Source organism: Mesorhizobium sp. M0207 (assembly GCF_040321995.1).
Lineage (GTDB): Bacteria > Pseudomonadota > Alphaproteobacteria > Rhizobiales > Rhizobiaceae > Mesorhizobium.
The window spans coordinates 157,228-182,884 of record NZ_JAMYSQ010000007.1 but is presented as its reverse complement, the minus strand read 5'-3'; the positions used below and the strand labels follow the sequence as shown (position 1 = coordinate 182,884).

The 25,657-nt window shown below is 61.1% G+C and carries 24 protein-coding genes and 1 pseudogene; 18 read left to right on the top strand and 7 right to left on the bottom strand.

What is annotated here, in order from left to right:
- The first annotated feature begins 97 nt into the window (after positions 1 to 97).
- The 5 genes from tpiA to NKJ15_RS13260 all read left to right on the top strand — a co-directional run bounded on the left by tpiA (position 98) and on the right by NKJ15_RS13260 (position 5,128).
- The gene (gene tpiA, locus NKJ15_RS13280) at positions 98 to 865 is read left to right on the top strand and encodes a triose-phosphate isomerase (protein ID WP_352815648.1); all 768 of its coding nucleotides are present in this window, start codon (positions 98 to 100) and stop codon (positions 863 to 865) included.
- Between the two features lie 163 nt (positions 866 to 1,028).
- Positions 1,029 to 1,481 (top strand): preprotein translocase subunit SecG, encoded by a 453-nt coding sequence (gene secG / locus NKJ15_RS13275; RefSeq protein ID WP_352815646.1) that lies wholly within the window; start codon positions 1,029 to 1,031, stop codon positions 1,479 to 1,481.
- A 199-nt stretch (positions 1,482 to 1,680) separates the two neighbouring features.
- Complete coding sequence (locus NKJ15_RS13270; RefSeq protein ID WP_352815643.1) at positions 1,681 to 2,802, top strand: L,D-transpeptidase; 1,122 nt, start codon at positions 1,681 to 1,683, stop codon at positions 2,800 to 2,802.
- 147 nt (positions 2,803 to 2,949) lie between these two features.
- A complete protein-coding gene (gene pyrG, locus NKJ15_RS13265) occupies positions 2,950 to 4,578 on the top strand; it encodes a CTP synthase (protein ID WP_352448839.1) in 1,629 nt (542 codons plus the stop codon).
- A 10-nt stretch (positions 4,579 to 4,588) separates the two neighbouring features.
- The gene (locus NKJ15_RS13260; RefSeq protein WP_352474258.1) at positions 4,589 to 5,128 is read left to right on the top strand and encodes a DUF1697 domain-containing protein; all 540 of its coding nucleotides are present in this window, start codon (positions 4,589 to 4,591) and stop codon (positions 5,126 to 5,128) included.
- Between the two features lie 29 nt (positions 5,129 to 5,157).
- Here the strand turns inward: NKJ15_RS13260 and NKJ15_RS13255 are convergent, their stop codons facing one another.
- Positions 5,158 to 6,615, bottom strand: coding sequence for an NCS1 family nucleobase:cation symporter-1 (locus tag NKJ15_RS13255; RefSeq protein ID WP_352474257.1), 1,458 nt, complete (start codon positions 6,613 to 6,615; stop codon positions 5,158 to 5,160).
- A 193-nt stretch (positions 6,616 to 6,808) separates the two neighbouring features.
- Positions 6,809 to 7,201, bottom strand: a complete 393-nt coding sequence (locus NKJ15_RS13250) for an MmcQ/YjbR family DNA-binding protein (RefSeq protein ID WP_352474256.1) — start codon at positions 7,199 to 7,201, stop codon at positions 6,809 to 6,811.
- On the opposite strand from NKJ15_RS13250, the pseudogene NKJ15_RS13245 reads away from it, so the two are divergent.
- Positions 7,197 to 7,406 (top strand): annotated as a pseudogene (locus tag NKJ15_RS13245) (ABC transporter ATP-binding protein); the annotation flags it as partial. The gene NKJ15_RS13250 and the pseudogene NKJ15_RS13245 sit on opposite strands and share 5 nt — an antisense overlap.
- A gap of 17 nt (positions 7,407 to 7,423) precedes the next feature.
- Here NKJ15_RS13245 and otsB read toward each other — a convergent pair.
- From otsB to NKJ15_RS13225, 4 genes are all read right to left on the bottom strand, one after another.
- Entirely contained in the window at positions 7,424 to 8,185 is a 762-nt protein-coding gene (gene otsB, locus NKJ15_RS13240) for a trehalose-phosphatase (RefSeq protein WP_352815640.1), read from the bottom strand.
- Positions 8,182 to 9,963, bottom strand: a complete 1,782-nt coding sequence (locus NKJ15_RS13235) for an alpha,alpha-trehalose-phosphate synthase (UDP-forming) (protein WP_023674969.1) — start codon at positions 9,961 to 9,963, stop codon at positions 8,182 to 8,184. The genes otsB and NKJ15_RS13235 overlap by 4 nt, the downstream gene beginning before the upstream one ends.
- 179 nt (positions 9,964 to 10,142) lie before the next feature.
- A complete protein-coding gene (locus tag NKJ15_RS13230) occupies positions 10,143 to 12,305 on the bottom strand; it encodes an amylo-alpha-1,6-glucosidase (RefSeq protein ID WP_352540550.1) in 2,163 nt (720 codons plus the stop codon).
- A 47-nt stretch (positions 12,306 to 12,352) separates the two neighbouring features.
- Positions 12,353 to 13,414, bottom strand: a complete 1,062-nt coding sequence (locus NKJ15_RS13225; protein ID WP_352815639.1) for a glycosyltransferase family 4 protein — start codon at positions 13,412 to 13,414, stop codon at positions 12,353 to 12,355.
- Here NKJ15_RS13225 and NKJ15_RS32960 point away from each other — a divergent pair.
- On the top strand, positions 13,400 to 13,972 hold the full coding sequence (locus tag NKJ15_RS32960) for a DUF982 domain-containing protein (protein ID WP_502901245.1): 573 nt from the start codon (positions 13,400 to 13,402) through the stop codon (positions 13,970 to 13,972). The genes NKJ15_RS13225 and NKJ15_RS32960 overlap by 15 nt on opposite strands.
- A gap of 33 nt (positions 13,973 to 14,005) precedes the next feature.
- Here the strand turns inward: NKJ15_RS32960 and NKJ15_RS13215 are convergent, their stop codons facing one another.
- A complete protein-coding gene (locus NKJ15_RS13215; RefSeq protein ID WP_352815637.1) occupies positions 14,006 to 15,061 on the bottom strand; it encodes a methyltransferase family protein in 1,056 nt (351 codons plus the stop codon).
- A 288-nt stretch (positions 15,062 to 15,349) separates the two neighbouring features.
- Here NKJ15_RS13215 and NKJ15_RS13210 point away from each other — a divergent pair, with 288 nt between their 5' ends.
- The 11 genes from NKJ15_RS13210 (at position 15,350) to NKJ15_RS13160 (ending at position 25,635) form a co-directional block, all read left to right on the top strand.
- A complete protein-coding gene (locus tag NKJ15_RS13210; RefSeq protein WP_352815635.1) occupies positions 15,350 to 15,754 on the top strand; it encodes a hypothetical protein in 405 nt (134 codons plus the stop codon).
- A 239-nt stretch (positions 15,755 to 15,993) separates the two neighbouring features.
- The gene (locus NKJ15_RS13205) at positions 15,994 to 16,305 is read left to right on the top strand and encodes a hypothetical protein (protein WP_352613697.1); all 312 of its coding nucleotides are present in this window, start codon (positions 15,994 to 15,996) and stop codon (positions 16,303 to 16,305) included.
- A 261-nt stretch (positions 16,306 to 16,566) separates the two neighbouring features.
- On the top strand, positions 16,567 to 16,791 hold the full coding sequence (locus tag NKJ15_RS13200) for a hypothetical protein (RefSeq protein WP_352502409.1): 225 nt from the start codon (positions 16,567 to 16,569) through the stop codon (positions 16,789 to 16,791).
- A 215-nt stretch (positions 16,792 to 17,006) separates the two neighbouring features.
- Positions 17,007 to 17,261: a DUF6894 family protein gene (locus NKJ15_RS32955; RefSeq protein WP_352977186.1), complete on the top strand. Its 255-nt coding sequence runs from the start codon at positions 17,007 to 17,009 to the stop codon at positions 17,259 to 17,261.
- Between the two features lie 381 nt (positions 17,262 to 17,642).
- Positions 17,643 to 18,269, top strand: a complete 627-nt coding sequence (locus NKJ15_RS13190; RefSeq protein ID WP_352815633.1) for a class I SAM-dependent methyltransferase — start codon at positions 17,643 to 17,645, stop codon at positions 18,267 to 18,269.
- A 237-nt stretch (positions 18,270 to 18,506) separates the two neighbouring features.
- The gene (locus tag NKJ15_RS13185; RefSeq protein ID WP_352471929.1) at positions 18,507 to 20,294 is read left to right on the top strand and encodes an ABC transporter ATP-binding protein; all 1,788 of its coding nucleotides are present in this window, start codon (positions 18,507 to 18,509) and stop codon (positions 20,292 to 20,294) included.
- Between the two features lie 6 nt (positions 20,295 to 20,300).
- Positions 20,301 to 21,482, top strand: coding sequence for a glycosyltransferase family 9 protein (locus NKJ15_RS13180; protein WP_352815631.1), 1,182 nt, complete (start codon positions 20,301 to 20,303; stop codon positions 21,480 to 21,482).
- A gap of 9 nt (positions 21,483 to 21,491) precedes the next feature.
- Positions 21,492 to 22,676: a glycosyltransferase family 9 protein gene (locus NKJ15_RS13175; RefSeq protein ID WP_352815630.1), complete on the top strand. Its 1,185-nt coding sequence runs from the start codon at positions 21,492 to 21,494 to the stop codon at positions 22,674 to 22,676.
- Positions 22,666 to 23,844, top strand: a complete 1,179-nt coding sequence (locus NKJ15_RS13170) for a glycosyltransferase family 9 protein (protein ID WP_352815628.1) — start codon at positions 22,666 to 22,668, stop codon at positions 23,842 to 23,844. Before NKJ15_RS13175 ends, NKJ15_RS13170 begins: the two co-directional genes overlap by 11 nt.
- A gap of 301 nt (positions 23,845 to 24,145) precedes the next feature.
- Positions 24,146 to 24,925 (top strand): sulfotransferase domain-containing protein, encoded by a 780-nt coding sequence (locus tag NKJ15_RS13165; protein ID WP_352471923.1) that lies wholly within the window; start codon positions 24,146 to 24,148, stop codon positions 24,923 to 24,925.
- A 14-nt stretch (positions 24,926 to 24,939) separates the two neighbouring features.
- The gene (locus tag NKJ15_RS13160) at positions 24,940 to 25,635 is read left to right on the top strand and encodes a sulfotransferase family protein (protein WP_352471922.1); all 696 of its coding nucleotides are present in this window, start codon (positions 24,940 to 24,942) and stop codon (positions 25,633 to 25,635) included.
- Positions 25,636 to 25,657: the final 22 nt, after the last annotated feature.

Genomic DNA, 25,657 nt, shown 5'->3' with positions numbered 1-25,657 from the left:
CAAGCGCAATAGCGCCCTTCCTGCCCACTGTCGATTGCTTTGTGGCCTGATTTTGATAGTGAGGGCCAGCTGGAAATTGCCCGGAGAAACAAATCCCATGACCACTGGAATCCGCCCGCTCGTCGCCGGCAACTGGAAAATGAACGGCACCAGCGCCTCGCTCAACGAGCTCAGGATGATCGGCAACGGCTTCATGAGTGGGCTCGACGCCGAGACCGAAGCGGTGGTCTGCGTGCCGGCGACCTTGCTTGCGCACGCCGCCGAGATTCTGTCGCGCACGCCGGTGCGGGCCGGCGGAGAGGATTGCCACACCGAGGAGAGCGGCGCCTATACCGGCTGCATTTCGGCCGAGATGCTGAAGGATGCAGGTGCCAGCCATGTCATCGTCGGCCATTCCGAATGCCGCGCCGATCGCAAGGAGGACGATGCCTTGGTCCAGGCCAAGGCCTCCGCCGCATGGCGCGCCGGGCTGGTGGCCATCGTCTGCATTGGTGAGACAAGAGCCGAACGAGAAGCAGGAGCCACGCTCGACGTGCTGTCGCGCCAGGTCGCTGGCTCGGTCCCGCCAAACGCCACGGCTTCCAACACCGTCATTGCCTATGAGCCAATATGGGCGATTGGGACCGGCTTGACCCCGACCGCCGCCGACGTCGCCGAGGCACATGCGCATATCCGCGAAGAACTGGCACGGAAGCTCGGCAATACGGCGGCCAAGATGCGCATTCTCTACGGCGGCTCGGTCAAGCCGTCCAACGCCATCGAGTTGCTCGGCGTCAGGAATGTCGATGGCGCGCTGGTCGGCGGCGCCAGCCTAAAGGCGGCGGACTTCCTCGGCATCGCGGAAGCCTATCGAAACATCGCTTGATACAAGGGCTGGTTGCTGCATTTGAGCGGACGGCCGACGTCGAAATCGTTGCAAAGGACGCATTGCTTCCCATATTCCGGCCACGGGCTTGGAAATGCCGTCAAAGCATTGTATTGAGCCGCCTCCAAATCAGCGGCCGCACAAGGCCTTGCCAGGGTAAATTATGGAAACCGTACTGATCGTCGTCCACCTCATGGTCGTGCTCGCGCTTGTCGGCGTGGTGCTGCTGCAGCGCTCCGAAGGCGGCGGCCTCGGCATCGGCGGCGGATCGGGCTTCATGACCGCGCGTGGCGCCGCCAATGCGCTGACGCGGGCGACGGCGATCCTGGCTGCCGCTTTCTTCGTCACCTCGCTGACACTGTCGATCGTTGCGCGCTATGGCGAGAAGCCGATCGACATTCTCGATCGCGTGCCGGCGACCTCGGACGGAGCAGGCAAGGGCGTACTCAACCAATTGCCTGGAACCACGACGCCGACGCCGCCGTCGGGCACCACGGCGCCGACCCCGCCGTCCGGCAATGGCGCGGCAACGCCGCCGCCGGCAACCGCTCCGGCGACGCCGCCAGCGACAAACGGCGCCACCGCGCCGGCTACGCCGCAGGTCCCCAACCAGTAATAGGGCAACTTATGCCGCGATCTGTTGTCGTTTGAACACAGTCGCGGCAAATGCCGCACGATCATGAAGATTCGACTGCGCCTCACGCTTGAGGCGCTTCCGGCTAATCGATTATACGTTGCACGCGGCATTCTCGGCGTCCTTGGGGGGCGCCGGGCGACGCCGTGGGCAACAAGCATTGAACGATCGGATCTTCCCCATGCAGCTTCGCAGCTTCATTTTTGCCGGCCTTTGTGCCGTGCTCAGCCTAGGTGCGCCCGCTTACGCGGCCATGCCGACGGCAAACTCGGCCCACAAAGCCGCAACAACAACCGACGTCGTCAAGGTCGCTGCCAAAAGCGATGCAGCGCAATTGAAGCTTCTCAAGAAGAAGAAAGATCCGACGCCGGACGACCTTGCGCAGATCCGCAAGATCGAAGCCAAGATCGCAGCCGACAAGGACGCCGCTCGCGCCAAGGCACTCGAAGCCAGGAAGCTGGCGATGCGCGAGGCGGCGAAAGCCAAAGCCGATGCGGAACGGCAGGCGTTCCTTGCCAAGAAGAGCCAGCCGCTCGCAACGGCCAAGGTGGCTGACGCCACGCCGGCCAAGAAGAAGACCGTCAACATCATCGAACCGATTACGCCCATTGCGCCGATCCAGTCGGCCGAGCCGATCCCGGCCGAGGCCATGAACGTTGCGCTGACCGGCAACAATGGCGAGTTGCGCAGCGAACCGGTCGGGCAGAAGCCGCAGAGCGTCGGGCTGTTCGCGGGACTGTTCGGCGGCACATCCTCTTCGTCGATGTCGCTGCTTCCGGAAACACGCGCGCTCGACGCCGCGCTCGAAAGGAAGCAGGCCAAGCGGCAGTTCAAGGTCAAGCCGGAATTCGTGCCGCAGGAGGTCGAATTCACCGGCTACAACCCCGGCACCATCGTCATCGATACCAGCGCCCGTCGTCTCTACCTCGTCGAATCATCGTCAACCGCCCGCCGTTATGCCATCGCGGTCGGCCGGGAAGGCCTGCAGTTCAAGGGTACGGTTGCCGTCGGCGACAAGCAGGAATGGCCGCGCTGGATTCCGACGCTGGATATGCAAAAGCGCGAACCCAAGCACTATGGCCAGTACAAGGACGGCATGCCCGGCGGCGGCGACAATCCGCTCGGTGCGCGCGCCATCTATCTTTACGACGGCAAGAAAGATACCCACCTGCGCATTCACGGCACCATCGCGCCGCAGTCAATCGGAACCAGCGCCTCCAATGGCTGCTTCCGTATGATCAACGAGCACGTCATGGACCTTTACCGCCGGGTGAAAGTAGGCACCAAAGTCGTCATCATCTGACGCTTTGACAGATCGTGCCAAAAGGGCCGGCCTCGCCGGCCCTTTTGTTTTGATACGCCAACGACCAGAGCGCCTTCTTGGGAAAAAGCCTTCGCGGCGGTTTTTTCTCTGGCGGAATCAATTCGGCCGCGTTAAGCGATGACTCCCATGGCGCGATATGTATTCATCACAGGCGGCGTGGTTTCCTCACTTGGAAAAGGCATTGCTGCAGCGGCCCTTGGGGCTCTCTTGCAGGCGCGGGGCTATCGCGCACGCATCAAAAAGCTCGATCCCTATCTCAATGTCGATCCCGGCACGATGTCGCCCTATCAGCACGGCGAAGTCTTCGTGACCGATGACGGGGCCGAGACCGATCTCGATCTTGGCCATTATGAGCGCTTCACCGGCCGCTCGGCCAACCAGCAGGACAACATCACCACCGGCCGCATCTATAAGAACATCATCGAGCGCGAGCGGCGCGGCGACTATCTCGGCGCTACCGTGCAGGTCATTCCGCACGTCACCGACGAGATCAAGAATTTCGTCCTCAACGGCAATGACGACTACGATTTCGTGCTGTGCGAGATCGGCGGCACCGTCGGCGACATCGAAGCGATGCCGTTCCTGGAGGCGATCCGCCAGCTCGGCAACGACCTGCCGCGCAACAACGCCGTCTACGTCCACCTGACCTTGATGCCTTACATTCCGACGGCAGGCGAACTGAAGACCAAGCCGACGCAGCATTCGGTCAAGGAGTTGCGCGGCATCGGCATCGCACCCGACATACTGCTGGTCCGCGCCGACCGGCCGATCCCCAAGGAAGAGCGCAGAAAGCTGTCGCTGTTCTGCAATGTCCGCGAAAGCGCCGTCATCCAGGCGCTCGACGTCCCGCATATCTACGACGTGCCGATGGCCTATCACAATGAAGGGCTGGATTCGGAAGTGCTGGCGGCCTTCGGCATCGATCCGGCGCCGAAGCCGCGCATGGAACGGTGGCAAGCGGTGTCCAACCGCATCCACAATCCGGAAGGCGAAGTGACCATTGCCGTCGTCGGCAAATATACCGGCCTCAAGGACGCCTACAAATCGCTGATCGAGGCGCTGTCGCATGGCGGCCTCGCCAACCGGGTCAAGGTCAAGCTCGACTGGATCGAAAGCGAGATATTCGAGAAGGAAGACCCGGCGCCGTGGCTGGAGAAGGTCCATGGCATTCTCGTCCCCGGCGGTTTTGGCGAGCGCGGCTCGGAGGGCAAGATCCTGGCGGCGAAGTTCGCGCGCGAACGCAAGGTGCCGTATTTCGGCATCTGCTTCGGCATGCAGATGGCCTGCATCGAGGCGGCGCGTTCGCTGGCCGGCGTCGAGCACGCATCATCGACCGAGTTTGGTCCAACCGAGGAGCCGGTTGTCGGCTTGATGACCGAATGGCTGAAGGGCAACATGCTGGAAAAGCGCAGGGAAACCGGCGACCTTGGTGGTACCATGCGGCTCGGTGCCTACCAGGCCGACCTCGCCAAGGGATCGAAGATCGCCGAGATCTATGGCGATACCCAGATTTCCGAACGCCATCGCCACCGCTACGAGGTCAATGTCGACTATAAGGAGCGGCTCGAGGATTGCGGCCTGGTGTTTGCCGGCATGTCGCCGGACGGCGTGCTACCGGAAACGGTCGAATATCCCGACCACCCCTGGTTCATCGGCGTGCAGTACCATCCCGAGTTGAAAAGCCGGCCGCTCGATCCGCACCCGCTGTTTGCCAGCTTCATCGAGGCGGCGGTAGAGCAGTCGCGGCTGGTCTAACTAGCCGCCCATGCAAACTTACGTCGCGCTGCTCTACAGCATTGTCCTGGGCGAGGGGCGGCGGGTCGTCATGTCCGATCTGAAGGCGATGGCCGAAGGCCTGGGTCTGAATAACCCGCGCACGCTGGTGGCGACCGGCAATCTGGTTTTCGAGGCGCAAGAAACAGAACTTGCGGCGTTGGAGCAGCGGCTGGAGGTGACGTTCGCAAAGACTTTCGGCCGCCACGTCGACATCATCGTGCGCCGCGCCGACGGCTGGCTGAGGATGGCGGCCAGCAATCCGTTCCCAGCCGAATCGGCTGAGGCCGCGGACCAGGTGGCGGTGCGCGTGATGCGGGCGCCCGTTCCCGCCGAGACCGCCGCGGCGCTTGAGGCGTATGCCGGCAAGGACGAGAAGCTGCGGATTGTCGGCGGCGACATCTGGATCGTCTTTTCCCGCGAGACGCCGAGTTCGCGGCTGCTTGCGGCGGTCAGTCACAAACGTCTCGGCATCGGCACCTCGCGCAACTGGAATACGGTGCGCCGCCTGGCCGAGATGGTCGCAGAATAAACGGGGCGGCTCGCGCCGCCCCAAATCGCTCAGGCCTTGGCTATCCTGGCTCCGGCACCGAGTGCCATGGTGCGCAGCACGTAGTAGATGACGCCGGCAATTGCCACGCCGAAGAACCAGCCATAGACGCCCCACCATGACGGCAGCAGGCTGGTGAAGTTGGGCAGGATCGAGGAGAAGACCGCGCCGATACCGGCGGCGATGAAGGCATTGACATGCCAGCCGCCCTGAAAGCGGAATTCGCCATTCTCCCTGTAGAGCGCCTCGACGTCGACCTCGCCCTTCCGGATCAGATAGTAGTCGACCATCATCACGCCGAAGATCGGCCCCATCGTTGCGCCAATGATGTTGACGAAGGAGGCGGCACTGCCTTCCCAGGGCGCGAATGGATAGAGCACCAGCGCGATCAGCGCCGCGATGTAGCCGCCCTTCTTGAAGTCGATCTGGCGTGGAAAGACATTGGAGAAGTCGAAGGCCGGCGACACGAAGTTCGCCACCACATTGATGCCGAGCGTCGCCACCGCAAAGGTCAGGGCTGCGAGCGCCGCCAGGAACCAGCTGTCGAATTTCGCCGAAATCTGGTCGGGATGCAGCAGCACCTCGCCATAGACGTCGAAGGCGGCGATCGTCGTAACGCCGGCGACCAGCGAGAACAGGATAAGATTGACCGGCAGGCCCCAGATGTTGCCCTTGCGCAGCGATGCCTTGTCGGGGGCGTAGCGCGCGAAATCGCAGAAGTTGAGATAGAGCGCGGAGAAATAGGTCACCCAGATCGCGGCCACCGCAAACAGCGAGGTCCAGGAGCCCGGCGTGCCCGGCACGCCCGCGTCCTTTGTCTTTTCCAGCAGCACATCCATCGGGATGTCGCTGGTGAAAGCGAAGGTGCCTGCCTTGATGCAAAGATAGATCGCCAGGATCAGCATCATCACCCACACCGCCGGTCCGGCCCAATCCTGGAAGCGGCGCACCGTTTCCATGCCTTTCTGGATGATCAGGAGTTGCAGCGCCCAGATGACGGCGAAGCAGATCACCTCGAGCCCGGAATGGCCGAGGAAATGTGTGCTCTGGTTGAAGTCGGCGAACCATTGCGAGCGGATCAGCAGGGCTACGATCGCCCCGGAGGCGGCCGCCGTCTGCGCGCCGTACCAGAAGCAGGCGACGATGGCGCGCACCAGCGCCGGTATGTTGGCGCCCCAGATGCCGAAGGAGGCACGCGCCAGGACCGGGTAGGGCACCCCGGTCTTCACGCCGGCATAGCCGACCATGTTCATCAACGCATAGATGATCAGCGAACCGATACCGATGGCGATGATGAAGTTGACGAAGCCGCCGCAGAACAGGAACAGGCTGGCAGCGAGATAGTAGCCCCACAGGCTGTGGACGTCCGACGTCCAGACGTTGAAGATCGAGAACGGTCCCCAGTTTCGAACCTTCGCCGGAGCGAGATCCTCATTGTACAGGTCCGGTGATGCGCCTTGTATTGTCATTGCTATGTCCTCCCCTTGCAACCGCACGCGCCTCCACGCATGGCACGCAGGTTAAGCCTGACGCAGGGGAACCGGCAAGCAGACGATTTGCCGGCTTTGGGCTTAAAGTCATTCAATGAGAAACGCGCTTATCGGCGTGGCGTCGTTGAGCTTCTAGCGCCGGCGATTCGTGGGGTGACACCAATCGCTCGACCTAAGCTCCAGAGTCCACCTTGTGCGTGATCAGGGCGGCAAGCTTTTTGGGCGCTTGTGCGCGATAACTCTCATCGAGCCATGACTTCAGTTGTCCCATCGGTGGCAGTTCGTCCGGTGCTGGTTCGAACGTCACCCATCCGCTCTTGCCAAGGCCGTACTCCGTCGGCGACGCATAGTGGAGCTTTCTCGCCTCGTCGCCGCTGTAGGGGAGTTTGAGGGAGATGCTGAACGGTTCGCCTTCAAGGCTCAAATAAGCAAAGGTCTTGCCTTTCACCGCGAGATCGTCGTGACCAGGCCACGGACTCTTTGTCTCGGCGCCTGGATAGGTGAGGCCGAAGGCGCGTAGTTCCTTGAGAACGGCATCGGTCGAAGCGCGCGATTTCCTACTCATCAACTCTCCTCCATCGCTGTCGGTGGCTATCCTGGCAGACGAGCCGACGGGGAGCCTCGACAGCAAGAGCTCGGAGCAGGTGTTCACAATCCTGCAGAATCTGGTGCGCGAACGCGGCAAGACGGTCGTGGCAGTCACGCATGACCTCGACATGGCCGCACGCATGGATCGCCGCATTCACATAGTGGACGGGAAGATCAGCTGAACCGGGCCACGGCGCGATCAGGCCACCGCCGACGTCTCGAAACTGGCCTCGAGCCAGGCTATTGCGCCCGTCACGTCGTCGAGGACATAGGTTGCGGCCGTCGGTCCGTTCGGCTTCACGCGGATGGAGATGCCGCCAATTTCATTGATCGCCTCGAAACCGTGTTCGTCCGATGTATCGTCTCCGAGGAATATCGGCCGCCGGCCAACAAAGGGCGGAATGTCCATGAAACGCCGGATGGCAGCACCTTTGACGGCTTCCAAAGGCATGAGCTCGACGCCGGCGTTTCCTGGAAGCACCCGATAACCCTTCGGAAGCCGGGCCAATGCCTGTTCGACGAGCTGGATTGCGGGTGCAAGCAGTTGCGGTGCTGCTCTTGTATGAACGGCAAGGACCGGCCCCTTGCGCTCGACATAGACCTTGCCGCTGCCCAGTTCGGCCTCGATCTCGTCCGCAAGGGCGGCGATGTCGGCCGGCGCGTCGGCGGCATCGATCGGACCGCTCGGCGTCAGCCGGTGCTCCAGCCCATACAGTCCGGCGATCCGCAGCTTCAGCGGATGGAACAGCTTGTCCACGGCGGGAATCGATCGGCCGGTGATGAAGGCGACCGCACCATCCAGCCGCCGCTCGATGCGTTCCAGCAGATTGCGCAATTCCTCGCCGACGAACACCGCGTCGGGATGGGCAGCGTGTTCCAGCAGGGTTCCGTCGATGTCGAGAAAGAGCGCCCATTGCCGTTCCGACAGGTTCAACGCCGGTGGTTGTTCAAAGCTTTTCACGACGCTGCCTTCCGAGCCCGCTCGAACATCGAGATGACGTTGTTGGTGTTCGATGGCGGGCGCTCGCCGGTTCCGGTCACCCTGTCGAGATCGCCGCGTTTGCGCAGGCGCGCGGCGTCCAGCAGCATGCTGCCGGCCCAGCGGTAGACATTGTTGTCGCGGACCATCTCGCGCATCGGCCGCAAACGTTCGCGCTGCTCTTCCGGCGTCATCGTCAGCGCCTGCAACAGCGCCTCGCTCATCATGGCCGCATCGTAGGGGTTGACGATCAGTGCTTCCAGCAATTCGCGCGAGGCACCGGCGAAGGTGCTGAGCAAAAGCACGCCCTGTTCGTCGTCGCGCGCTGCGACGAATTCCTTGGCGACAAGGTTCATGCCGTCATGCAGACTGGTGACCATACAGATGTCGGCGGCACGATAGACCTCGTAGACCTGCTCCTGCCGATGATGTTCGGCGACCATCAGGATAGGGCTGTATGTCTCGCTGCCATAGCGCCGGTTGAGCTCCTCGGCACAGCGGCGGCATTCGTCGTGGAGTTGCTGGTAGGCGGGCAATGTCCCCCGGCTCGGCGCGGCGATCTGCAGGAAAACCACCTTGCCTATCCATTCGGGATATCTCGTGAACAATTCGTCCAAGGCATGGAAGCGATCGAGAATGCCTTTCGTGTAGTCGAGGCGCTCGACGCCAACGCATAGTTTGGTATCCGCAGACAGGCCGAATCTGTCGCGCACGCTGGCGCGGCACTCCTCCACAGACGGCAGTTTTGCCAGCAATTGGGCCGGCCATTCTATGGAAATGGGATAGGCGTGGACCAATGTGGTCTGCCCACCATAGGAGATTGCCGCGTCTGCCCGTTCGATCCGGCTCTCCAGAAAGCGGTCGACACTTTCGGTGAAGTTGTTGGCATGGAATTGGGTATGAAAGCCGATGATCGAACTGCCGAGCAGTCCTTCCAGGATCCGCTCACGCCACGGACAGATGCTGAATACTTCCGAATTAGGCCACGGGATATGCCAGAAGGTGATGACTATCGCGTCCGGCAGGCGCTGGCGGATCATGCGCGGCAGCAGCGCGAAATGATAGTCCTGCACCAGCACGATCGGCCGTTCGTTGCGGGCTTCGGCAACCACCGTATCGGCGAATTTGCGGTTGACGGCCTCGTAGGCGTCCCAGTCCGAGGCGCGAAACACGGGGCGGGTGAAGGCGATATGGCAAAGCGGCCATAGGCCCTCATTAGCGAAGCCCAGATAGTAGCCCTGATATTCCTCCTCCGTCAGCCAGACCCTGCGCAGCGTGTAGGACGGATTGCCTGGCGGCACCTGCACCCGGTCGTCCTTGTCGACGGTGAGACGGTCTGCCGTGCCGCCGCCATAGGCGATCCAGGTGCCGGCACAGGCGCGGGTGATGGGCTCGAGTGCCGAAACCAGGCCGCTGGCCGGCACCAAAAGTTGGACCCCGTCGTCCTTGATGTTGTGGATGTAGGGTTCGCGGTTGGACACCACGATGACCTGTGCGTCCGGCAGGTCGTCGGCCAGGATCTTGCGCAACGTGTCGGGCGACCACGTGACCAGTGCCGCATCGGCGGACTGGCCGTTCTTTTCGAACTCGCGCAGCACCTTGCGTGCCGCTTCCGAGGCGACATCCTCGCTCGGCGTGTATGCGGCGGCCGTTGCGCGACCGCGGCGCTGGCGGGATATCGACAGGAGAATGGCAAAAGCGGAAAAGCCAAAACTTGCAATCAGCAAAACCCAGAGCAGGTTTACAGTATAATCTGACATGGAATGTGATCTCGCCTCCGGCCGGCCGATAGCCGTTTTTTTTATTTGTTTTCTGGTTCGCCGCCGTATGACAACGACGGCGTCCCCACCCCGCCCATTTTTGCAACGCACAAAGAGGCTATCGGTTCCGGACGATTGCAACGCGCGCGTCATTTTCGATGCGCCGCAGCGCGGCGGCATCAAGTGCGCACGATGAGCGGCACCATCCCCTCATACCGGTCGGCAAGAAAGGCGACGACCCGGTCGCCGACACGCTGGAATGTGAGGTCGACCACTGTCGAGCCGACACCCAGATGCCGCAATGTCAGCGTGTCGATGCCGATCGGCAGCCTTGGGCGGGTGACCCGGATTTCGCTGTTCCAGCCGTCGATTTCGAGCCCAAGGCAGGCCTGCATCAGCATGAAGGCCGATCCCGCTGACCAGGCTTGCGGCAGGCACGCGACGGGATAGGCGATGGGGGCTTCGCCCGGCGACCGGGTAAAGCCGCAGAACAGTTCCGGCAGCCGCATGTTGAAATGGACAGCCGATTCGAACGTGCCGCTCATCAGCCGGACCACGCTGTCGCGCACGCCATAACGTGCCAGGCCGGCACCACACATGGCGGTGTCGTGCGGCCAGATCGAACCATTGTGGTAGGACATCGGATTGAAGAATATCGCATCGTCGGCCAGCGTCCTCACGCCCCAACCAGAGTGGAACGACGCGGAGAGCAGCTGATCGGCGACCATCTGCGCCCGTTCCGGCTCGGGCAGCCCGACAAAGAGAAGATGGCCGGCATTCGACGTCCGTACCTTGCAGAGCTCGCCTGCACCATCGATCGCCAGTGCATAGAAATTGAGATCGTCCATCCAGAAATGGCGTTCCACCGCGGCGCGCATGGTTTCGGCGCGTTCCTCCCAATGATCGGCCTTGTCGTCCTCGCCGCGGCGGCGGGCGAGCGCCGCCAGCCCACGGAACGCGGCAAAGACGTAGCCTTGCACCTCGACCAGGGCGATCGGCCCCTTGGGCATGCGGCCATCGGCATGGAAGACGGAATCGAAACTGTCCTTCCAGCCCTGGTTGGCAAGGCCGGTCTCGGCGCCGCGCTGGTAGGTAACGAAGCCGGTCGCGCGGCTTGTCTCCTCCGTCCATTCGGCCGCTGCACAGAGCGATGGCCACAGGCTGTCGACGAACGCCATGTCGCCGGTACGATCCGCATAGGCGCAAGCGAGATGAATATAGAGCGGCGTGGTATCGACGCCGCCGTAATAGCGGCCGAACGGGAGCTCCCGCAGTGCCGCCATCTCGCCCTTGCGGGTCTCGTGCATGATCTTGCCGGGCTGCGAATCGCTGAACGGCGACGTTTCGGTCGCCTGATGCTGGGCGAGAAAGGCGAGTACGCCGCGCGCCAGCCCAGGATTCAACCACAGCATCTGCAATGCGGAAATCACCCCGTCACGGCCAAATGCCGTCGAGAACCAGGGTATGCCGGCATAGGGGTAAGGTCCGGTTGCAAGCTCGGTGGTCAGCAGCGCCACGTCCGCGCGCGCGCGTTCGATCCAGTCGTTGAAGACGCGGCCAGAACTGTGCACCGTCGCGCCGTGGCGGCGTTTGGCGCGCATGCCGAAGCGAGCGCGGGCGGCTGCAGCCCGAAAACGGTCGCGGTCGGGTGTCTCCGCCACTTCCGGGCCGACCTCGATATAGAGGACCTCGCTGCTGCGCTTCGTCACCGCAACCAGGAAATCCGCGCGGCTGGCGGTCAAATTGTCCGGCGCCTGCGAGAACGAGATCGCCGACAGGCGCACGAGTTGGTCCAGCCCGTCATATCGAAGCACCACGGATGTCGGACTGGTCTCGGCGGCGTGGGCTATTCCGCGCTTGAGCCGGGTCGAACCGCGCACCTCGAACATGTCGCGGAAATCTGCTGCGAAATGCAAGGAAACCCGAATGGCCGACGATTCCTGGCTGTAGTTGGAAAGGGTGATGCGCTCGAACAGCCGGTCCTGCCAAAGCAGCCTGACGCGTTCTATGTGGATCGCGCCCTGCGGAATGTCGCGACCACCGACACTCTGGATCGGCAGATTGGTCAGGTTCGAGGTGAAAAGCACATTGTCCTGGCTGAGCGAGGCGCCGAGCAACGACATTTGCCGGCCACCGACCGTCAGCCGGAATTCCGAAAGCACACGCGTGTCGTCTCGGAAAAAGCCATCGCCGGCGCCGCGGATGTCGCCATAGGCGTCGGCCACCGCGAAGCAGTCGGCTTGCTTGAGGGCGAACAGCCGGTGCGGCTCCCGGGGCGCAACCTCGTCGAGGGAGGCAAGGGCTACGGCGGGATCAAGCTTACGCTCGTCGAGTTGATTCATACGTCACAAGCTCTGTCGTTTCGTTCCAACGTCCACAATGACGCCGATCAGGACGCTCTCGCTTCACCGGGAGTACCGATCAGGCGCGCATAGGCAGCCACATAGTCGTGGGCCATTCTCGTGGCAGAAAAACGGTTTTCGAACACGGCTCTCACCTGTCGCCTGTCGAGGCGCAGCAATTCCGGTATCGAGGCGACCGCAGCATCGACCGTATCGACAAGAAAACCGGTCACGCCGTGGTCGATGATCTCCGGCAGGGCACCGCATTTCCAGGCGATCACCGGCGTGCCACAGGCCATAGCCTCTATCGCGGCAAGACCGAACGGCTCCGGCCAATCGATCGGAAACAGCAGGCCGGCCGCCTTGCCGAGGAATTCCGCTTTTCTGTCCTCTTCGATCTCGCCGATATAGTCGACACGGTCGCCGTCGATCAGCGGCTCGACCGTGTCGTGGAAAAAAGGGCGGTCGTCGTCGCCGATCTTTGCCGCAAGCTTCAGTTTCAGCCCGGAGCGCAAGGCGATCTCAATGGCACGGTCCGGGCGCTTGTCGCGCGACAGCCGGCCCAGAAAGGCCAGATACGGCTCGTCCACCTCCGTCTCGAAAGTCGGCTCGTACATATTGATCGGTAGCCCGTGATGGATGGTCGCCAGCCAATTTGCCCTGGGTAGCCCGGTTCTCTGGCTGCGCGAAATCGAGATCATCGGAAAGCGCGGAAAATGTTCGTAGGCGGGGGCCAGGTCGACATAGTCGAGCCTGCCATGCGGTGTCGTCACCGTCCGGTCGGGCATGTGTTCGAAGAAAGGAAAATGCAGGAAGTGGCTGAGATGGAAATGGATGATGTCGAACTGTTGCGCACGGCTCCTCACCTCGGCGAGCATCGAGAGATGCGCCGCTGTTTCGGATTTGTGCGGGCGCGGATCGAGACGGAGCGCGCGCTCGCGACACGCCACCAATTTCGCCGATGTCTTGGTATCGCCGCTGGCGAACAGGGTCACGTCATGGCCAAGCTCGACCAATCCTTCGGTCAGATAGGAGACGATGCGCTCCGTCCCTCCATAGAACCGGGGTGGCACGGATTCATGGAGCGGCGCCACATGGGCTATTCTCATGTTTTGGCATTTCCCTCAAAAAGACTGCTCGTGGCATCGAAATGCATCAGCCGCCCTAACGTTCCCGTACAATGGCAAGATGCCACCCAATTGGGGCAAGATGTCACCCAATTGGAGCTGCCGGGCGCGTCCACCGTTGCTCGTCTCGTCCAGCAAACATTTTTCAGGCCAAGCCATGTTTTGCCGGGAACCAAAGTCGGGTTCGCGAGTTTAGTGGGGTTCGATCGCACGCATCCGGTCGACGGGGAGGAAATGATGGACCGCTTGCAATTCTTTTCGCCCGTGCGGATTTTGCGCGGACAGGGACAGCCCGTGGAGGAGATCGACAGCGTTGCCGAAGCGATGGCATTCTTGCGAAAATGGCCGGCCGGGCGGCGCGGGCCGGTTTACCAGTGCGCCGTGAATTGCTGCGCTGCGGCCATGGCCGGCCGGATGTCGGCCGAGGAAGCGAGAAAGGCTTTTGCCGGCTTCGCCCGGATCACCCGCCTGCTCGAGGGCGATCGGCCGTTGCCGATGAGCGGCGAGGATCGGCATCGCGATCACGCCTTGAGGCGATAGGCAAGCTGCCGCAGATGGTCCGAGCAAGGGCATTCAGCCTGAGCGCCTGATCGGCGACCGACTCGCTTTCGCGAACAGTCGTTTGAGCTGAGCAACGGCGCCGTTTTCGCTGATGTAATCGCGATAGGCGACGTAATCGGGGTCGCGTGACAGATGGCATTCCTCGGTGATGGCGCGGAGTGCGTAGATGGCATTGAGCGCGAGCAGGATGGCGGAGTGCCGCAGCGCTTCAGCGGGTCCTGCGGCGGTGAGGAAAGGTAGGGAGACCAGCCACCAGGAGAGGTTTTTCGAAACATAGGCCGGATGCTTGATCCAGCGATACGGTCCGCAGGTGATGATTCCGCGATTGGTGAGATTGGAAAATCTCAGGCCAAAGCTCACGGTGGACCAGACAAAAATCAAGATGCAGAAGAGGATCGCCGACCCCCAGAAAACCTGGAGCGCCGGCGAGGGCATCACCGCCGTCCAGTTGGCGCCCGTTTCGTAGTTCAGGTAGGCACGGGTGGCGGCGTTGATGGGTTCATAACAGGCAAGACAAACCAGCCAGCCGAATACGGTGGGCTCGACGGTGCGGATATGATTGTCGAGGACGCGCAGCGTGAAGACGTAGCCGACGACCGCGACAAGAACATCCACCATGAACAGGAGATCGATTGCAAAAGCGTGCCAGCGCATGATGTCGAATCGATACGGTTGTTCCAGCCCGGCAAGGATCGAACCCAGTGTGGAGCACAGATAGACGAACATCAGCGGCAGGAAGAAGCCTTTGACGGTCCAGCCCCGCACGTGCTGGCGTATCTGCTCGGTCCTTTGCGGCACGGCGCCGCTGAGGACGAATGCACCGATTTCGGCATATGAATCTTCCGGATCGGTCTGCCGGCGGTCGACATAGGCAACATAAAACGGCGCGGCGACGAGCAGCGCCGGCAAGGTGTCGAAAAGCGCCGCCCAGTAGGGGGCGTAAAACCCGCGCCGGTATTCCGGCACTATCCAGTAGACTGCGGCAATGGTCGTGAGCGTGACGATGAAGCCGATGAGCTTGCGCACGACGCGCTCGACTTCAAGCACTCGCATCGGCTTCGCCTGCAATCCCGTCGAACGCCTCCGGAACGTCTGGAAATAGGCCGTGTCGACCGCGATCATCGCTGCCGCGGTAGCTGCAATGACAGTCATGGCCTGCAAATGTACAGGCCAGCTTCTGTTGACGAGCACTCCGACGGCCAGCGCAAGACCAAACAGTCCTGCAAGGCCGGTGAGGGGCGCGGTCGCGGATTTCGGTTGGAGCGTCAAGCTGCTACTCCCGTTGCATGAGGGTTGATCGTCGTCGGCGGCCGCGACGGGTCACGTAGTGTGCCCACCCGCCGCCGCTGGTGCCACTTGAGCAGCCGCTACACTCCACCGCTGCCGTTGGATCCGCTGCTGCTTGTCCCGTCGTTGCCGCCGCTGGATCCGCTGCTACTGCTCGATCCGCTTGAGCCGCCGCTGCTTGTTCCGTCATTGCCGCCGCTTGAACTGCTGGTGCCACTCGAACCGCTGCTGCCGCTGGAGCCGCTGCGGCCGCTTGAACCGCTGCTGCCGCTCGACCCGCTGCTGCCGCTGGAACCGCTGGTGCCGCTCGATCCGCTGCTGCCGCTCGAACCGCTGCTGCCGCTCGAACTGCTGGTGCCGCTCGAACCACTGCTGCTGCTGCTTGAGCCACCGATGGGCCTGTTGTTGAGGTTGTGTGGCGAGCGATGGTTGTTGGCGCCCTCGTTTGTATTTTCGCAGGTGCATTTGCGCTGATATTTGGTGCCGAAAGCACTGTGTTCATTGCTCGCCTTCTTGCAGACCAACCTATGGCAAATCAAATTCGCTTCGGTCGTCTCGGGGGTAAGGCCGGTGATCACTATTGCGGTTGTCGTGGCCGCCATGGCCATGATCGAGAACCGGAGTAAATTCCGAAAATTTTGCATAGATACCTCGCTTTCTGACGCCTCGCTTCTCGGGCTCGCGCCCAAGCTTCCTGATTGTCGAGCGGGTATTTGCAACAAGGCCGCATACGGATCGCTTACGCCTCAGCGGTCGGGCTCAGGGCGGCGAAAAAAGTTGAACAAAGCGCAGACAATGCTGCCGCATTGCGGTATTTCGACCAGAAAAAGGAAGATGCACTTTGGGGGAAACGGAAAATGTCGAAACGGCTTAGACTGGTGCTGGGAACGGCCGGCGCAATTGCCGTCGCCATTGTCTGGGGGATCATCGCCACGTTAACGGGTGTGCCATCGATTCTGATCACTGTAGGAGCGGTCGCGATCGGCGCGGGCATCTACAGCTATGTCGATCGAAGCCGAAGCTGATCCGGTTATCAGGCTACGGGCATAACGCAAAAATCCCACCGTCGCAGACTGTCTGCGGCAATGCTCAGTGTACGAAAATTACCAACGACAGCGGTCTGTGGCACGAGTGGCCTGCCGAAGCTATTGTGGTGTCGGTCCGAGACACCCCCGCCTCGGGTCATTGGCTCACCCAGCCGAGTGGTCCGCTGCTACCCAATGGCAGCGGACCTTCATCCGGAGGACAGACCCGGAAGACGGATTGTGCCGAATCGAGGGAGAACGATGGTCGTTGACGAGATTGCCGCGCGGCGCCTGAAAATTCTGCTCGAGCAATACATGGAGACCAGGAAGAGGCGCCACGATGCGGTTTCCACCGCAGCGGCTGAGATCGCGATCAGGGCTGTCATGCCGAATTGCCCGGCCTCCGGAAAAGTCCTGGACGACATGATTGCGGCATGTGCGTTCGAACACGGGCTGGGGGTGCTGTTCGATCGACCTGACGCATGAAGGCCTAAACGCCATGAATCCCAACGCCAAAATCGCACGGTGCTGTCGTGCACAAATCCGACGCTGTTCCTGAGGCGCTCGCCACTAAAGCGCATCGCGTCGATCGGCCTCATGCGATGCGCTGTAAGTGCCTGTTTTTGTGCATGTCGTTGCCGCAAAACCGCTGCACAGTTTTGCGCGACATGCATTAGAGAAACCGACCGACCGGAGCAGCCATGCCGAGATATTTTTTCCATTTCCGAAACAATGAGGGCCGCTTGACGGAAGATTTCGAGGGTCAGGAGTTGGACGGTTTGTCCGCGGCTCAGGATAACGCAATGGCCTCGGCCAAGGAAATCCTGGCCGAGGGCCTGCTCAGCGGCAGCCCGGTCCTGACAGGTCTTTCCTTCGAAATCTGCGACGAGAACCGGAAGCTGCTTTTCCGATTTCCATTCTCGGAAGCTGCCGAAAAGGCCGGCACTCGGCCGTGATTGGCCAAAAGCCCCGCGATGCGGGCGAGCTTTGATCGAGCCTGGCTGAAAAACCGCATGTCGCGGCAAGACGGTCGTTGGTGCAAATCAGCACCATAGCCAAATTAGTAGCATAGCTGCCGGCACAAAGCAAGAACAAATATGGCTTGCCTTGCCTACGGGGGCATTACTTATGTCCCTGCGTGTGCCGGCCCGGGCTATCGTGCGTTTCAGGAACTCGAGGGCAGGCACGGGTAGGGGGCGCCAAGCGACGTTGCCATTTCCAACCAGTATGTCGATTTGTCGGGCCGGGTGTTCGTCAACTTACCGAAACGTCTTCGCAGGATGCTGTGATCAGGAGTTCCTTTCTCCCGCGGTTGCGTTTACAGGACGCTCAGGACAGTGTCGTTTGCGCGCCGGCAACTGGACCGAGTTAGGCCGGGCGCACAGTCCCCCTCCGTCAAGGAAACCAATCCGGCGCCGTTTTTGGAGAACAATGATTTGTGGTGGTCAAATAAGCAAAAGAGATTCAAGGGAACGTGGGACGACCGACTGGATGGCCTATTCTCAGCAGAGGTCGACTACGCCGGGAAATCCATTCTCGATGTTGGCTGCAACATGGGTATTGTCGCCTATGAGATATCCAAGCTAGGACCGAGTTCGATCCATGGGATCGACATTCTCAAGCCGCATATCGAGACGGCCAGGATGATCTTCCTGGGTTGTCCGGTCCAAAGCCAGTTCGATTGTCTCGATCTCGGCAGCCGGAAGCTGCAAAATGTTCTCAAACCGCAGTACGACATCGTCATGCTGCTGGCGGTCTACCATCACATGCAGTGGAGCCTCGGCGCGGACAAGGCGCGACGCGTGCTGTGCGATATCGCCGGGCGTGCTCAAACGATCGTTGCCCGCGTCCCTCCTGGCAAGGATAAGGAGATGATCGCGGTGCTTTCGGATGTGGGCTTTTCAATCAAAAGCAATCACACATCGCCTCTTGGAAGCCATCTCATGGTCCTCGCGAAACACTGACCGGGCATAGCGCGGCCGACGGCGAATGGCGCAAGAGCCGCGTGGCTGGGATCCGCTATGCTCGGATGCGAGGAACCGACAGTCATAAGCCGATGACGTGCAAGGATCCGGTTCGGCATTGACTGCGGTCGGGAACGAAGCCACAGACAGGTGATCGAAACCGTCTCGTGCTTCAAGACAACACGAAGACCGGACGGGATCGCAACGGGCGGCGACAAGATGATTGCAAAGAAACGAGTGTCAACGGTCCCGGCATATCCGCTGATCAAGCGTCTGATTGGCGAAAATCTGCCGCCGCACAAGATGCTGTATGTGACAGGTTTGCTGTGCTCGATCGCTGCTGCGGCCGCGGTCGGCGCGACGGCCTGGATCATGAAAGTCATGATCAACACCATCTATGTCGAGCGAGATGCTGCCGCTGTATCGGGTATCAGCGTCGTCATCATCGGCATTTTCCTGGTCAAGGGCATAGCTGCCTACTGCCAGACCGTCACAACGGGAAAGATTCGCCGGGCTATCGTTTCGGACCTGCAAAACCGGCAATTTTCTCGAATGGTGCGTTTCGACATCAGCCGTTTCGCGAACCAGCATCCGGCAAAATTCATCTCCAAAATCATGTTCAACGCGCGCGCCGGGGCGACCGTTATTCTCACCCTCACGAGCAGCGCCGTCTCTGATCTGCTGACCCTGATTGCCTTGGCCAGCGTCATGGTCAAGCAGGACCCGGTGATGTCGCTGATATCCGTGGCGGTTCTGCCGATGCTGTTCCTGTCAGTCGGCGCGATAACCAGGAAGCTCAAGGCGCTGGCGAGGGGCGAGACGGAATTGGCCGCGCAGGTCCAGTCGATCGGCACGGAAGCCGTCGAAGGCATCCGCACCATCAAGTCCTTCCAGCTCGAGGACAAGGCCGTCGCCAGCTTTGCAAAGGCCGTCCGCAAGATGGAAAGACGTGGCATCCAGATCAACCGGACGTCAGCATTGATGAGCCCATTGATGGAGACCGGCGGCGGCGTGATCATCGGGCTTTTCGTTATGTACGCCAGCTGGCAGACCCTCGGCAACGGCAAGACGCCCGGCGAATTCATGGCCTTCATTACCGCGTTCCTGCTTGCCTATGAGCCTGCCAAGCGGTTGGCCCGGGTCAATGTCGACATTCAGAAGCAAATGGTCGCCGTCGAGCAGATGTATGATTTGATCGACACGCCCGAGCAGCGGCGACTCGCGATCGCGGGCGAGCGTCTGACCGACGTCGATGGTGGTATCCGCTTTGAAGATGTGGCCTTTTCCTATGACGGCAACAGCCCCGCGCTCGAGGGTGTTTCCTTCGATGTGCGACCTCGTGAGAAGCTGGCGATCGTCGGCCGCTCCGGCGCCGGCAAGACCACCATCGTCAATCTGATCCTGCGTCTGATGGAGCCGGACAAGGGCAGGATCCTGATCGACGGAAAGGACATTTCGAAGATCAGCCTGGCCGACGTCCGCGATAACATCGCACTTGTGTCACAGGACGTCTTCCTGTTTGAAGGCTCGATCCGCGACAACATTCGCGACGGCCGCCCGAATGCCACGGATCAGGAAATCGAGTCCGCTGCGAATCTCGCCCGGGTCACCAGCTTTGCTTCGGCGCTCGAAAACGGGCTCGACACGCTTGTCGGGCCAAGCGGCACCAACCTGTCCGGCGGGCAGAAACAACGCGTTGCCATCGCACGCGCCCTGCTCAAGAATGCTGCGGTAATCGTCTATGATGAAGCGACATCGGCGCTTGACGGTGAAAACGAACGGGCGGTTATGGAGGCAGCCTTCGACAACACATTTCAGCGCACAGTGATCTGCATTGCGCACAGGCTGTCTACAATCAAGGCGGCCGATCGTATTCTCGTGTTTGACGCCGGACAGCTTGTCGATGCTGGAACGCATGACCAGCTTTCCAAGCACAGCGAGATATATCGTTCGATATTCCACCTGGAGACGGCCGATCCGATGGTCGAAAGCGGCAAAAAGCTGCGGCAGAGCGTATTGCGCTGAAGGCCGATGACCAGCTTTTATCACGGTTCCTATGTCCGGTATGTGATTGGTGGACTGGGCCTTCAGGTGCGCCGGTACAAAAAGGCGGTGCGCGGATTGTTTTCCGGTCCCAAGCAGCCTCGTTCCGTTCTTGAGCTGCAGGCCAAGGTTGCGGCACTGATTGTGCGCAGGGACTGGAAAGGCCTTGAAGCCGGTACCAATGACATGGCTGTCACGGCCGATCATAATCGCGACCCCGAGCTGATGCAGAAGGCGGGCCAGGCGTTCGAACGCCTTGGCAACTTTGCGCGGGCAGCTGAGCTTCGGCTTTCCGCTCGCCGGCTGCGGAAAGGGAAAAGCGCCAACGAGTGGACCGGCGAGAATCTCGGATCGGATACACTGCTGATCGATCTTGTGGAGGATGACCCGCGCAGCCTTGGCCGGGTTATCCGCCACGCGCGACTGGCCGGCGCTGCCGCTGCCTATGCGCAAAGCGCAACAATCCGGGTCGAGCCGCGCCTGGTATCAATTCTGCAGCGAACGTTCCCGAAGGCGACCGTGGTCCCGGCGCAGCGGGATGTGGTCGGCGACAAACACGCGACTTTCGAAGATCTCGCCTGGGTGTTCGGACGCGATGCCGAAAAACTTGCTGCCGACTTCGTGCCGCTGCGGGCAGATCCTGAACTCGTCGAGACATTCCGCAAGCGCTATCGCTCGATGACGGATCTGCCGCTGGTCGGTCTCTCCTGGGGCAGCAAGTCCCATACCAAGGACGTGCCTGATTTTCCTGAATGGGCACGGTTCATCGCCCAGACGCCAGCGAAATTCGTTTCGCTCCAGTACGGGCAGGTCAAGCCGGCGTTGCGGCGCCTTCGCAACGGCAACGACGCGCGTCTGATCTTTGACGACAGCGTCGACCAGATGGTCGACATGGACCGTTTCGCCGCACAGGTCGCCGCACTCGATGCTGTCGTGACGATCAGCAATACAGCTGCCCATCTTGCCGGAGCCATTGGCGTGCCGAGTGTTTTCCTCATCGACGATAATTTTCAGACGGCATGGCCGGTGACCGGCGACCGGACACCCTGGTATCCGAAGGGCATTGTCATTCGCAAGGAGGGACGCCCTTGGTCGCTGGTGCTCGACGAAGCCGGCCGGCGGCTCTCGTCGATCCTGACGACGCTTTCCGACGCTCCCCGAGGACGATAGAACATCGCCGTGCAGAACAGACGAACCATCCTTCAGAAGGCAAAAACCGCCGATCTGCGCCCGCAAGGCGCCGTCGGCAAGCGGCTGCAGAAGGTTCTCGAGCGGGCAAAGGAACTTCTTAGACGTCCCTCGCGCCACGCCGACGAAAGCGCCGAAAGGCGTATGAGGCTGATGGAGGAAAGCGTGCAGCGTGGTGACTGGCAAACTGCTCGCGACCATGCACTGGCGCTTGGCGCGCTTGGTGAGCAGCTTGGCGATCTCGGCCTGATCAAGAAAGCGGGGCGCGGACTGAGGCGTCTCGACGGAGGAAATCGCATCTGGCAGTTGATGGCGGCGAGCAAGCAGCGCGGCAGACCCGATTGGGATGGCAGTGATCTTGCGGATCGCACGCTTCTCGTCGATCGTCGCGAAGGCGACCTGGCGATCTTTTTCCAGTTCGCGTCGCTGCTTGGTCCAGTGGTCGCGGCTGCCGGTCGATGCATTGTCTTCGTCGAGCCGCGACTGGCACCGCTTTATCGCAGAACATATCCTGCGCTTGATGTCAGGATTGAAGGGGAAGAGGACATGGCGGCAGTGGACGCCGATGTCGTTGCCGGTTTCGAGACACTCGCAAAGCATTTCTGGCCGGACGACCCGGCGGCACGCGCGCCCTTCGTTCCGCTGGAGCCGGACCGCCGACTGGTTGCCGATCTGCGCGGCACCTATCTCGATGGCGGCCCAGGTCCCCTGATCGGATTTGCCTGGGGAAGCCTGAACAAGAGCAAGGATCTGCCGGCTCTGGACGATTGGCGGACGCTGTTCAGCAGCCTGCCGGGGCGCCTGGTCAGCTTGCAATATGGCGATGTCGGGCCGGCCCTCTCCGAGTTCGAGCGCCACGCTCCGGGGCGCATCATCCATGACGCTTCAGTCGACCAGTTGACGGACATGGACCGCTTTGCCGCCCAAATTGCGGCGCTCGACGCGGTGGTCACGATCAGCAATACCGGCGCCAACCTCGCCGGAGCGCTCGGCGTGCCGACGATTGTCATGCTCGACGATGGATTTCGGCTGTCCTGGCCTGCTTTCGGTGAGACCGTCGCCGCATATCCGAGCGTTCGACTGGTCCGAAAAGGCGGCCGAGCCTGGGCGTCGGCAGTCCAGGAAGCAGGCGGACGGGTCATGCAAATCATCGGCGGAGCTGGCGATGGAGGGTAGCCAACTTCTCGGCCGGTTGCGCCGCGCTGTCGCGCTTGCAGGCTACAGATACAAGGTCTGGTTCCGACGTCACCGGCGGCAGCTCTTCCTTCGCTGGCGCGACGGCGACATTGCCGATCAGATGGCGGATTATCGGCGAAGCGTCGAGTCCCGCGATTGGCCGGCGGCACTGCCGAAAGCCCTGGCTCTTGGATCCATTGCGAAGTCGAGGGGCGAGGTCCACCTGATCGACGAGCTCAGCAAGGCGCTGATGCGGATGGGCGCCTATGGCGCAGCCGCCGAACTCAGGATCGCCCGACGCCACATCGTCAACGGCCGCGTCGATGGCGAGTGGCTGGGCCAGGATATTTCGGGCCAGACACTGCTTGTCGATCTGATGGAAACCGAAAAGCAGGGTCTGGCCACCGCGATCCATCATGCGAGTTCCGTCGGCTGTGCGTTGGGGCGCGCCGCCCGTTCGATCGTCCTGGTCGAGCGCCGCCTGGTACCGCTCTTTCAGCGCACTTTTCCGACCGCCGATGTGCGGCCGGTCGGCGCTGACGGCAAGGCTGCCTATGGCGAGGCGCAGGCCTTCGCCGGCGTCCAGCATCTGACTGCCGTTTTCGAGACCGACGAGGCGACGATCCGCGAGCATTTCGTGCCCCTTAAGCCGGATCCGGCCCGGGTCGCTGAACTTCGCGCCCGCTACCGGAAGGAAGGACGGCCGTTGGTCGGTATCGCATGGGGCAGCTCCAATCCCGGCAAAGACCTGCCGCCGCTAGCCGCCTGGCGAAACCTGATCGGCCGACCGGACCTCCGGTTCGTCTCGCTGCAGTACGGCCAGATCGAGACCGATCTGAAGGTCCTGACCGACGGTGAGCCGGAGCGCATTCTTCATGACAGATCGGTCGATCAGCTCGTCGACATGGACCTTTTCGCCGCGCAGGTTGCCGCGATGGACGCCGTGGTGACCATCAGCAATACCGGAGCGCATCTGGCGGGCGCGCTCGGCATCCCCTCGATTTTCATTCTGGGCGACGGCTTCAAGCGCTCCTGGCCGGTCGAGGGCGACCGCACGCCCTACTATCCATCGGCCGTGCTGGTCTCGAAACGGGAACGCCCCTGGTCCGTGGTGATGGGCGAGGCTGAGGCCATCCTGGCGCCATGGCTCACAAAAGTGAGTGGCTAATGCCTGTCGTCCGAAAGGGTGTCACTGAAGACGCTTCGACGCGATCCGCATTAAGGGTTCGGCCGACGGATCGCGGAATGGAGCGCCCGTGTCGAACAGTCGTCGCAACAGGCCAAAAAACATAAGGCATTCCGAACCGGGATATAGTAAAGGCCAATTCGCCCCGCAGAGGATCGCAATTCTTGCTGGCATTTCTGCCTTGTGTTCGAATTAGCCGTAGGCTTAGGCGCCCAGTAATGGGGTTGGTCTGGCCGGCAGCGGTTCGGGCGCCAGCTCTGATAATCTAAAGGAGGTCTCTCCCATGTCCTTTCTAAAATTTTTCCAGGCCAAAGCGCCGCCTCTTCCTCTTATCGTATCCTTTCCAAAATCGGGGCGCACGTGGCTACGTGTCATGCTGGACGATCTCGGAGTTGAAGTTCAATACATTCACGACGGAACCGACCACAAGTTACTTCGACCGAAATCGAGCCTCAAGGAGAATAAATCTCGGTATAAAAAGAGAAGAACAATAATGCTTGTTCGCGATCCAAGAGATACGGTGGTCTCAGGGTACTTTCAGGTTCAGAAGCGCCACATGCTTCCAGCGGGATCGTTCAGTGATTTTATCAGAAGCGACAATCATGGGATTGAAAAGATCATCAGATTCAATCTGCATTGGTTCGCGGCCATGCCCCGGATGCGCGAAATCCGGTATCTTCAATATGAAGATATGCATCGGGATACCGCTGGTGTCCTTCGCGCGATCCTTGGATTCCTGAACCAGCAGGCTGACGATCGGACGCTTGTCGAGGTGGCGAACAACCGAACGTTCGACAAGATGAAAGTGAGTGAATCGACTGGTGATCTGTCCGATCGATACGGCAAGATATTACAGCCGCGCGATGCGAATGATCCCGAAAGCTTCAAGGTGCGCAAGGGCAAGATAGGCGGTTACGGCGAATATCTTTCCGAGGACGATGTGGCCTATTGTGACGAGCAGTTGGCTAAGTTCGAATATTGGGAGAAGCTGGACAAGGTTTTTAGCACGAACGGCTTGTGCTACGCTCGCGTCGATAACCGCGCCCGGGTCGCCTTGGGTTAGGGAGCATTGCCGACATGGTGATGCGGACCGGATTCATTTGCGGCTGCGGCCATAGCGGGACGACGTTGATTGCGACGATCCTTGCGTCGCATCCCGACGTCTACCTGCCGCTCCAGGAAACCAACATTTTCTTCAAGTGGACGCCACTGGCCATGTTCCGCTTCTGGAAACTGAAGCGGGCGGCGCTCGATGCTGGAAAGAACGTGCTGCTTGAAAAGACACCGCGGCATATCCGCCGTGTCGCCCGCATTCGCCGGCTCGTGCCCGGCGCGCGTTTCGTCATGCCGGTGCGAGATGGACGCGACGTCGTAGCGTCCCTGATCAAACGACTTGGCGACCCAACGGAGGCTCTCGACCGCTGGATCAACGACAATGCGCTGGTTCTTGCGGAACGGGGAAAGCCGGATGTGCTGATCTATCGCTATGAGGACCTGGTCGAGAATCCGGCCAAAGTCGTCGAGCAGATATGCGGCTTTCTCGATGTAACCTTCAGGCCGGATCTCCTCGACTATCACAAGAACCCGCAGCAGTGGTTCAAGCCGACCGACGCCAGCGGCGAGACGCCACATGCGGTGCTCCGGAACCAACAGGTCAATCAGCCGATCTATGACGGGAGCGGAAGATGGCGCTCCGAACTTGGAAACGCCGAGCTACAGGACCTGGTACAGGGACGAGGTGCCCAGCTTATGAAAGCATTCGGTTATGCATGATCTCGGCTCGGCATCTGCTTGA

Bases quoted from the DNA above. Each gene is read 5' to 3' on its own strand.
- tpiA (WP_352815648.1), top strand. From the start codon at position 98: ATGACCACTGGAATCCGCCCGCTCGTCGCCGGCAACTGGAAAATGAAC.
- secG (WP_352815646.1), top strand. From the start codon at position 1,029: ATGGAAACCGTACTGATCGTCGTCCACCTCATGGTCGTGCTCGCGCTT.
- NKJ15_RS13270 (WP_352815643.1), top strand. From the start codon at position 1,681: ATGCAGCTTCGCAGCTTCATTTTTGCCGGCCTTTGTGCCGTGCTCAGC.
- pyrG (WP_352448839.1), top strand. From the start codon at position 2,950: ATGGCGCGATATGTATTCATCACAGGCGGCGTGGTTTCCTCACTTGGA.
- NKJ15_RS13260 (WP_352474258.1), top strand. From the start codon at position 4,589: ATGCAAACTTACGTCGCGCTGCTCTACAGCATTGTCCTGGGCGAGGGG.
- NKJ15_RS13255 (WP_352474257.1), bottom strand. From the start codon at position 6,615: ATGACAATACAAGGCGCATCACCGGACCTGTACAATGAGGATCTCGCT.
- NKJ15_RS13250 (WP_352474256.1), bottom strand. From the start codon at position 7,201: ATGAGTAGGAAATCGCGCGCTTCGACCGATGCCGTTCTCAAGGAACTA.
- NKJ15_RS13235 (WP_023674969.1), bottom strand. From the start codon at position 9,963: ATGTCAGATTATACTGTAAACCTGCTCTGGGTTTTGCTGATTGCAAGT.
- NKJ15_RS13230 (WP_352540550.1), bottom strand. From the start codon at position 12,305: ATGAATCAACTCGACGAGCGTAAGCTTGATCCCGCCGTAGCCCTTGCC.
- NKJ15_RS32960 (WP_502901245.1), top strand. From the start codon at position 13,400: ATGGGCTATTCTCATGTTTTGGCATTTCCCTCAAAAAGACTGCTCGTG.
- NKJ15_RS13225 (WP_352815639.1), bottom strand. From the start codon at position 13,414: ATGAGAATAGCCCATGTGGCGCCGCTCCATGAATCCGTGCCACCCCGG.
- NKJ15_RS13200 (WP_352502409.1), top strand. From the start codon at position 16,567: ATGGTCGTTGACGAGATTGCCGCGCGGCGCCTGAAAATTCTGCTCGAG.
- NKJ15_RS32955 (WP_352977186.1), top strand. From the start codon at position 17,007: ATGCCGAGATATTTTTTCCATTTCCGAAACAATGAGGGCCGCTTGACG.
- NKJ15_RS13180 (WP_352815631.1), top strand. From the start codon at position 20,301: ATGACCAGCTTTTATCACGGTTCCTATGTCCGGTATGTGATTGGTGGA.
- NKJ15_RS13170 (WP_352815628.1), top strand. From the start codon at position 22,666: ATGGAGGGTAGCCAACTTCTCGGCCGGTTGCGCCGCGCTGTCGCGCTT.
- NKJ15_RS13165 (WP_352471923.1), top strand. From the start codon at position 24,146: ATGTCCTTTCTAAAATTTTTCCAGGCCAAAGCGCCGCCTCTTCCTCTT.
- NKJ15_RS13160 (WP_352471922.1), top strand. From the start codon at position 24,940: ATGGTGATGCGGACCGGATTCATTTGCGGCTGCGGCCATAGCGGGACG.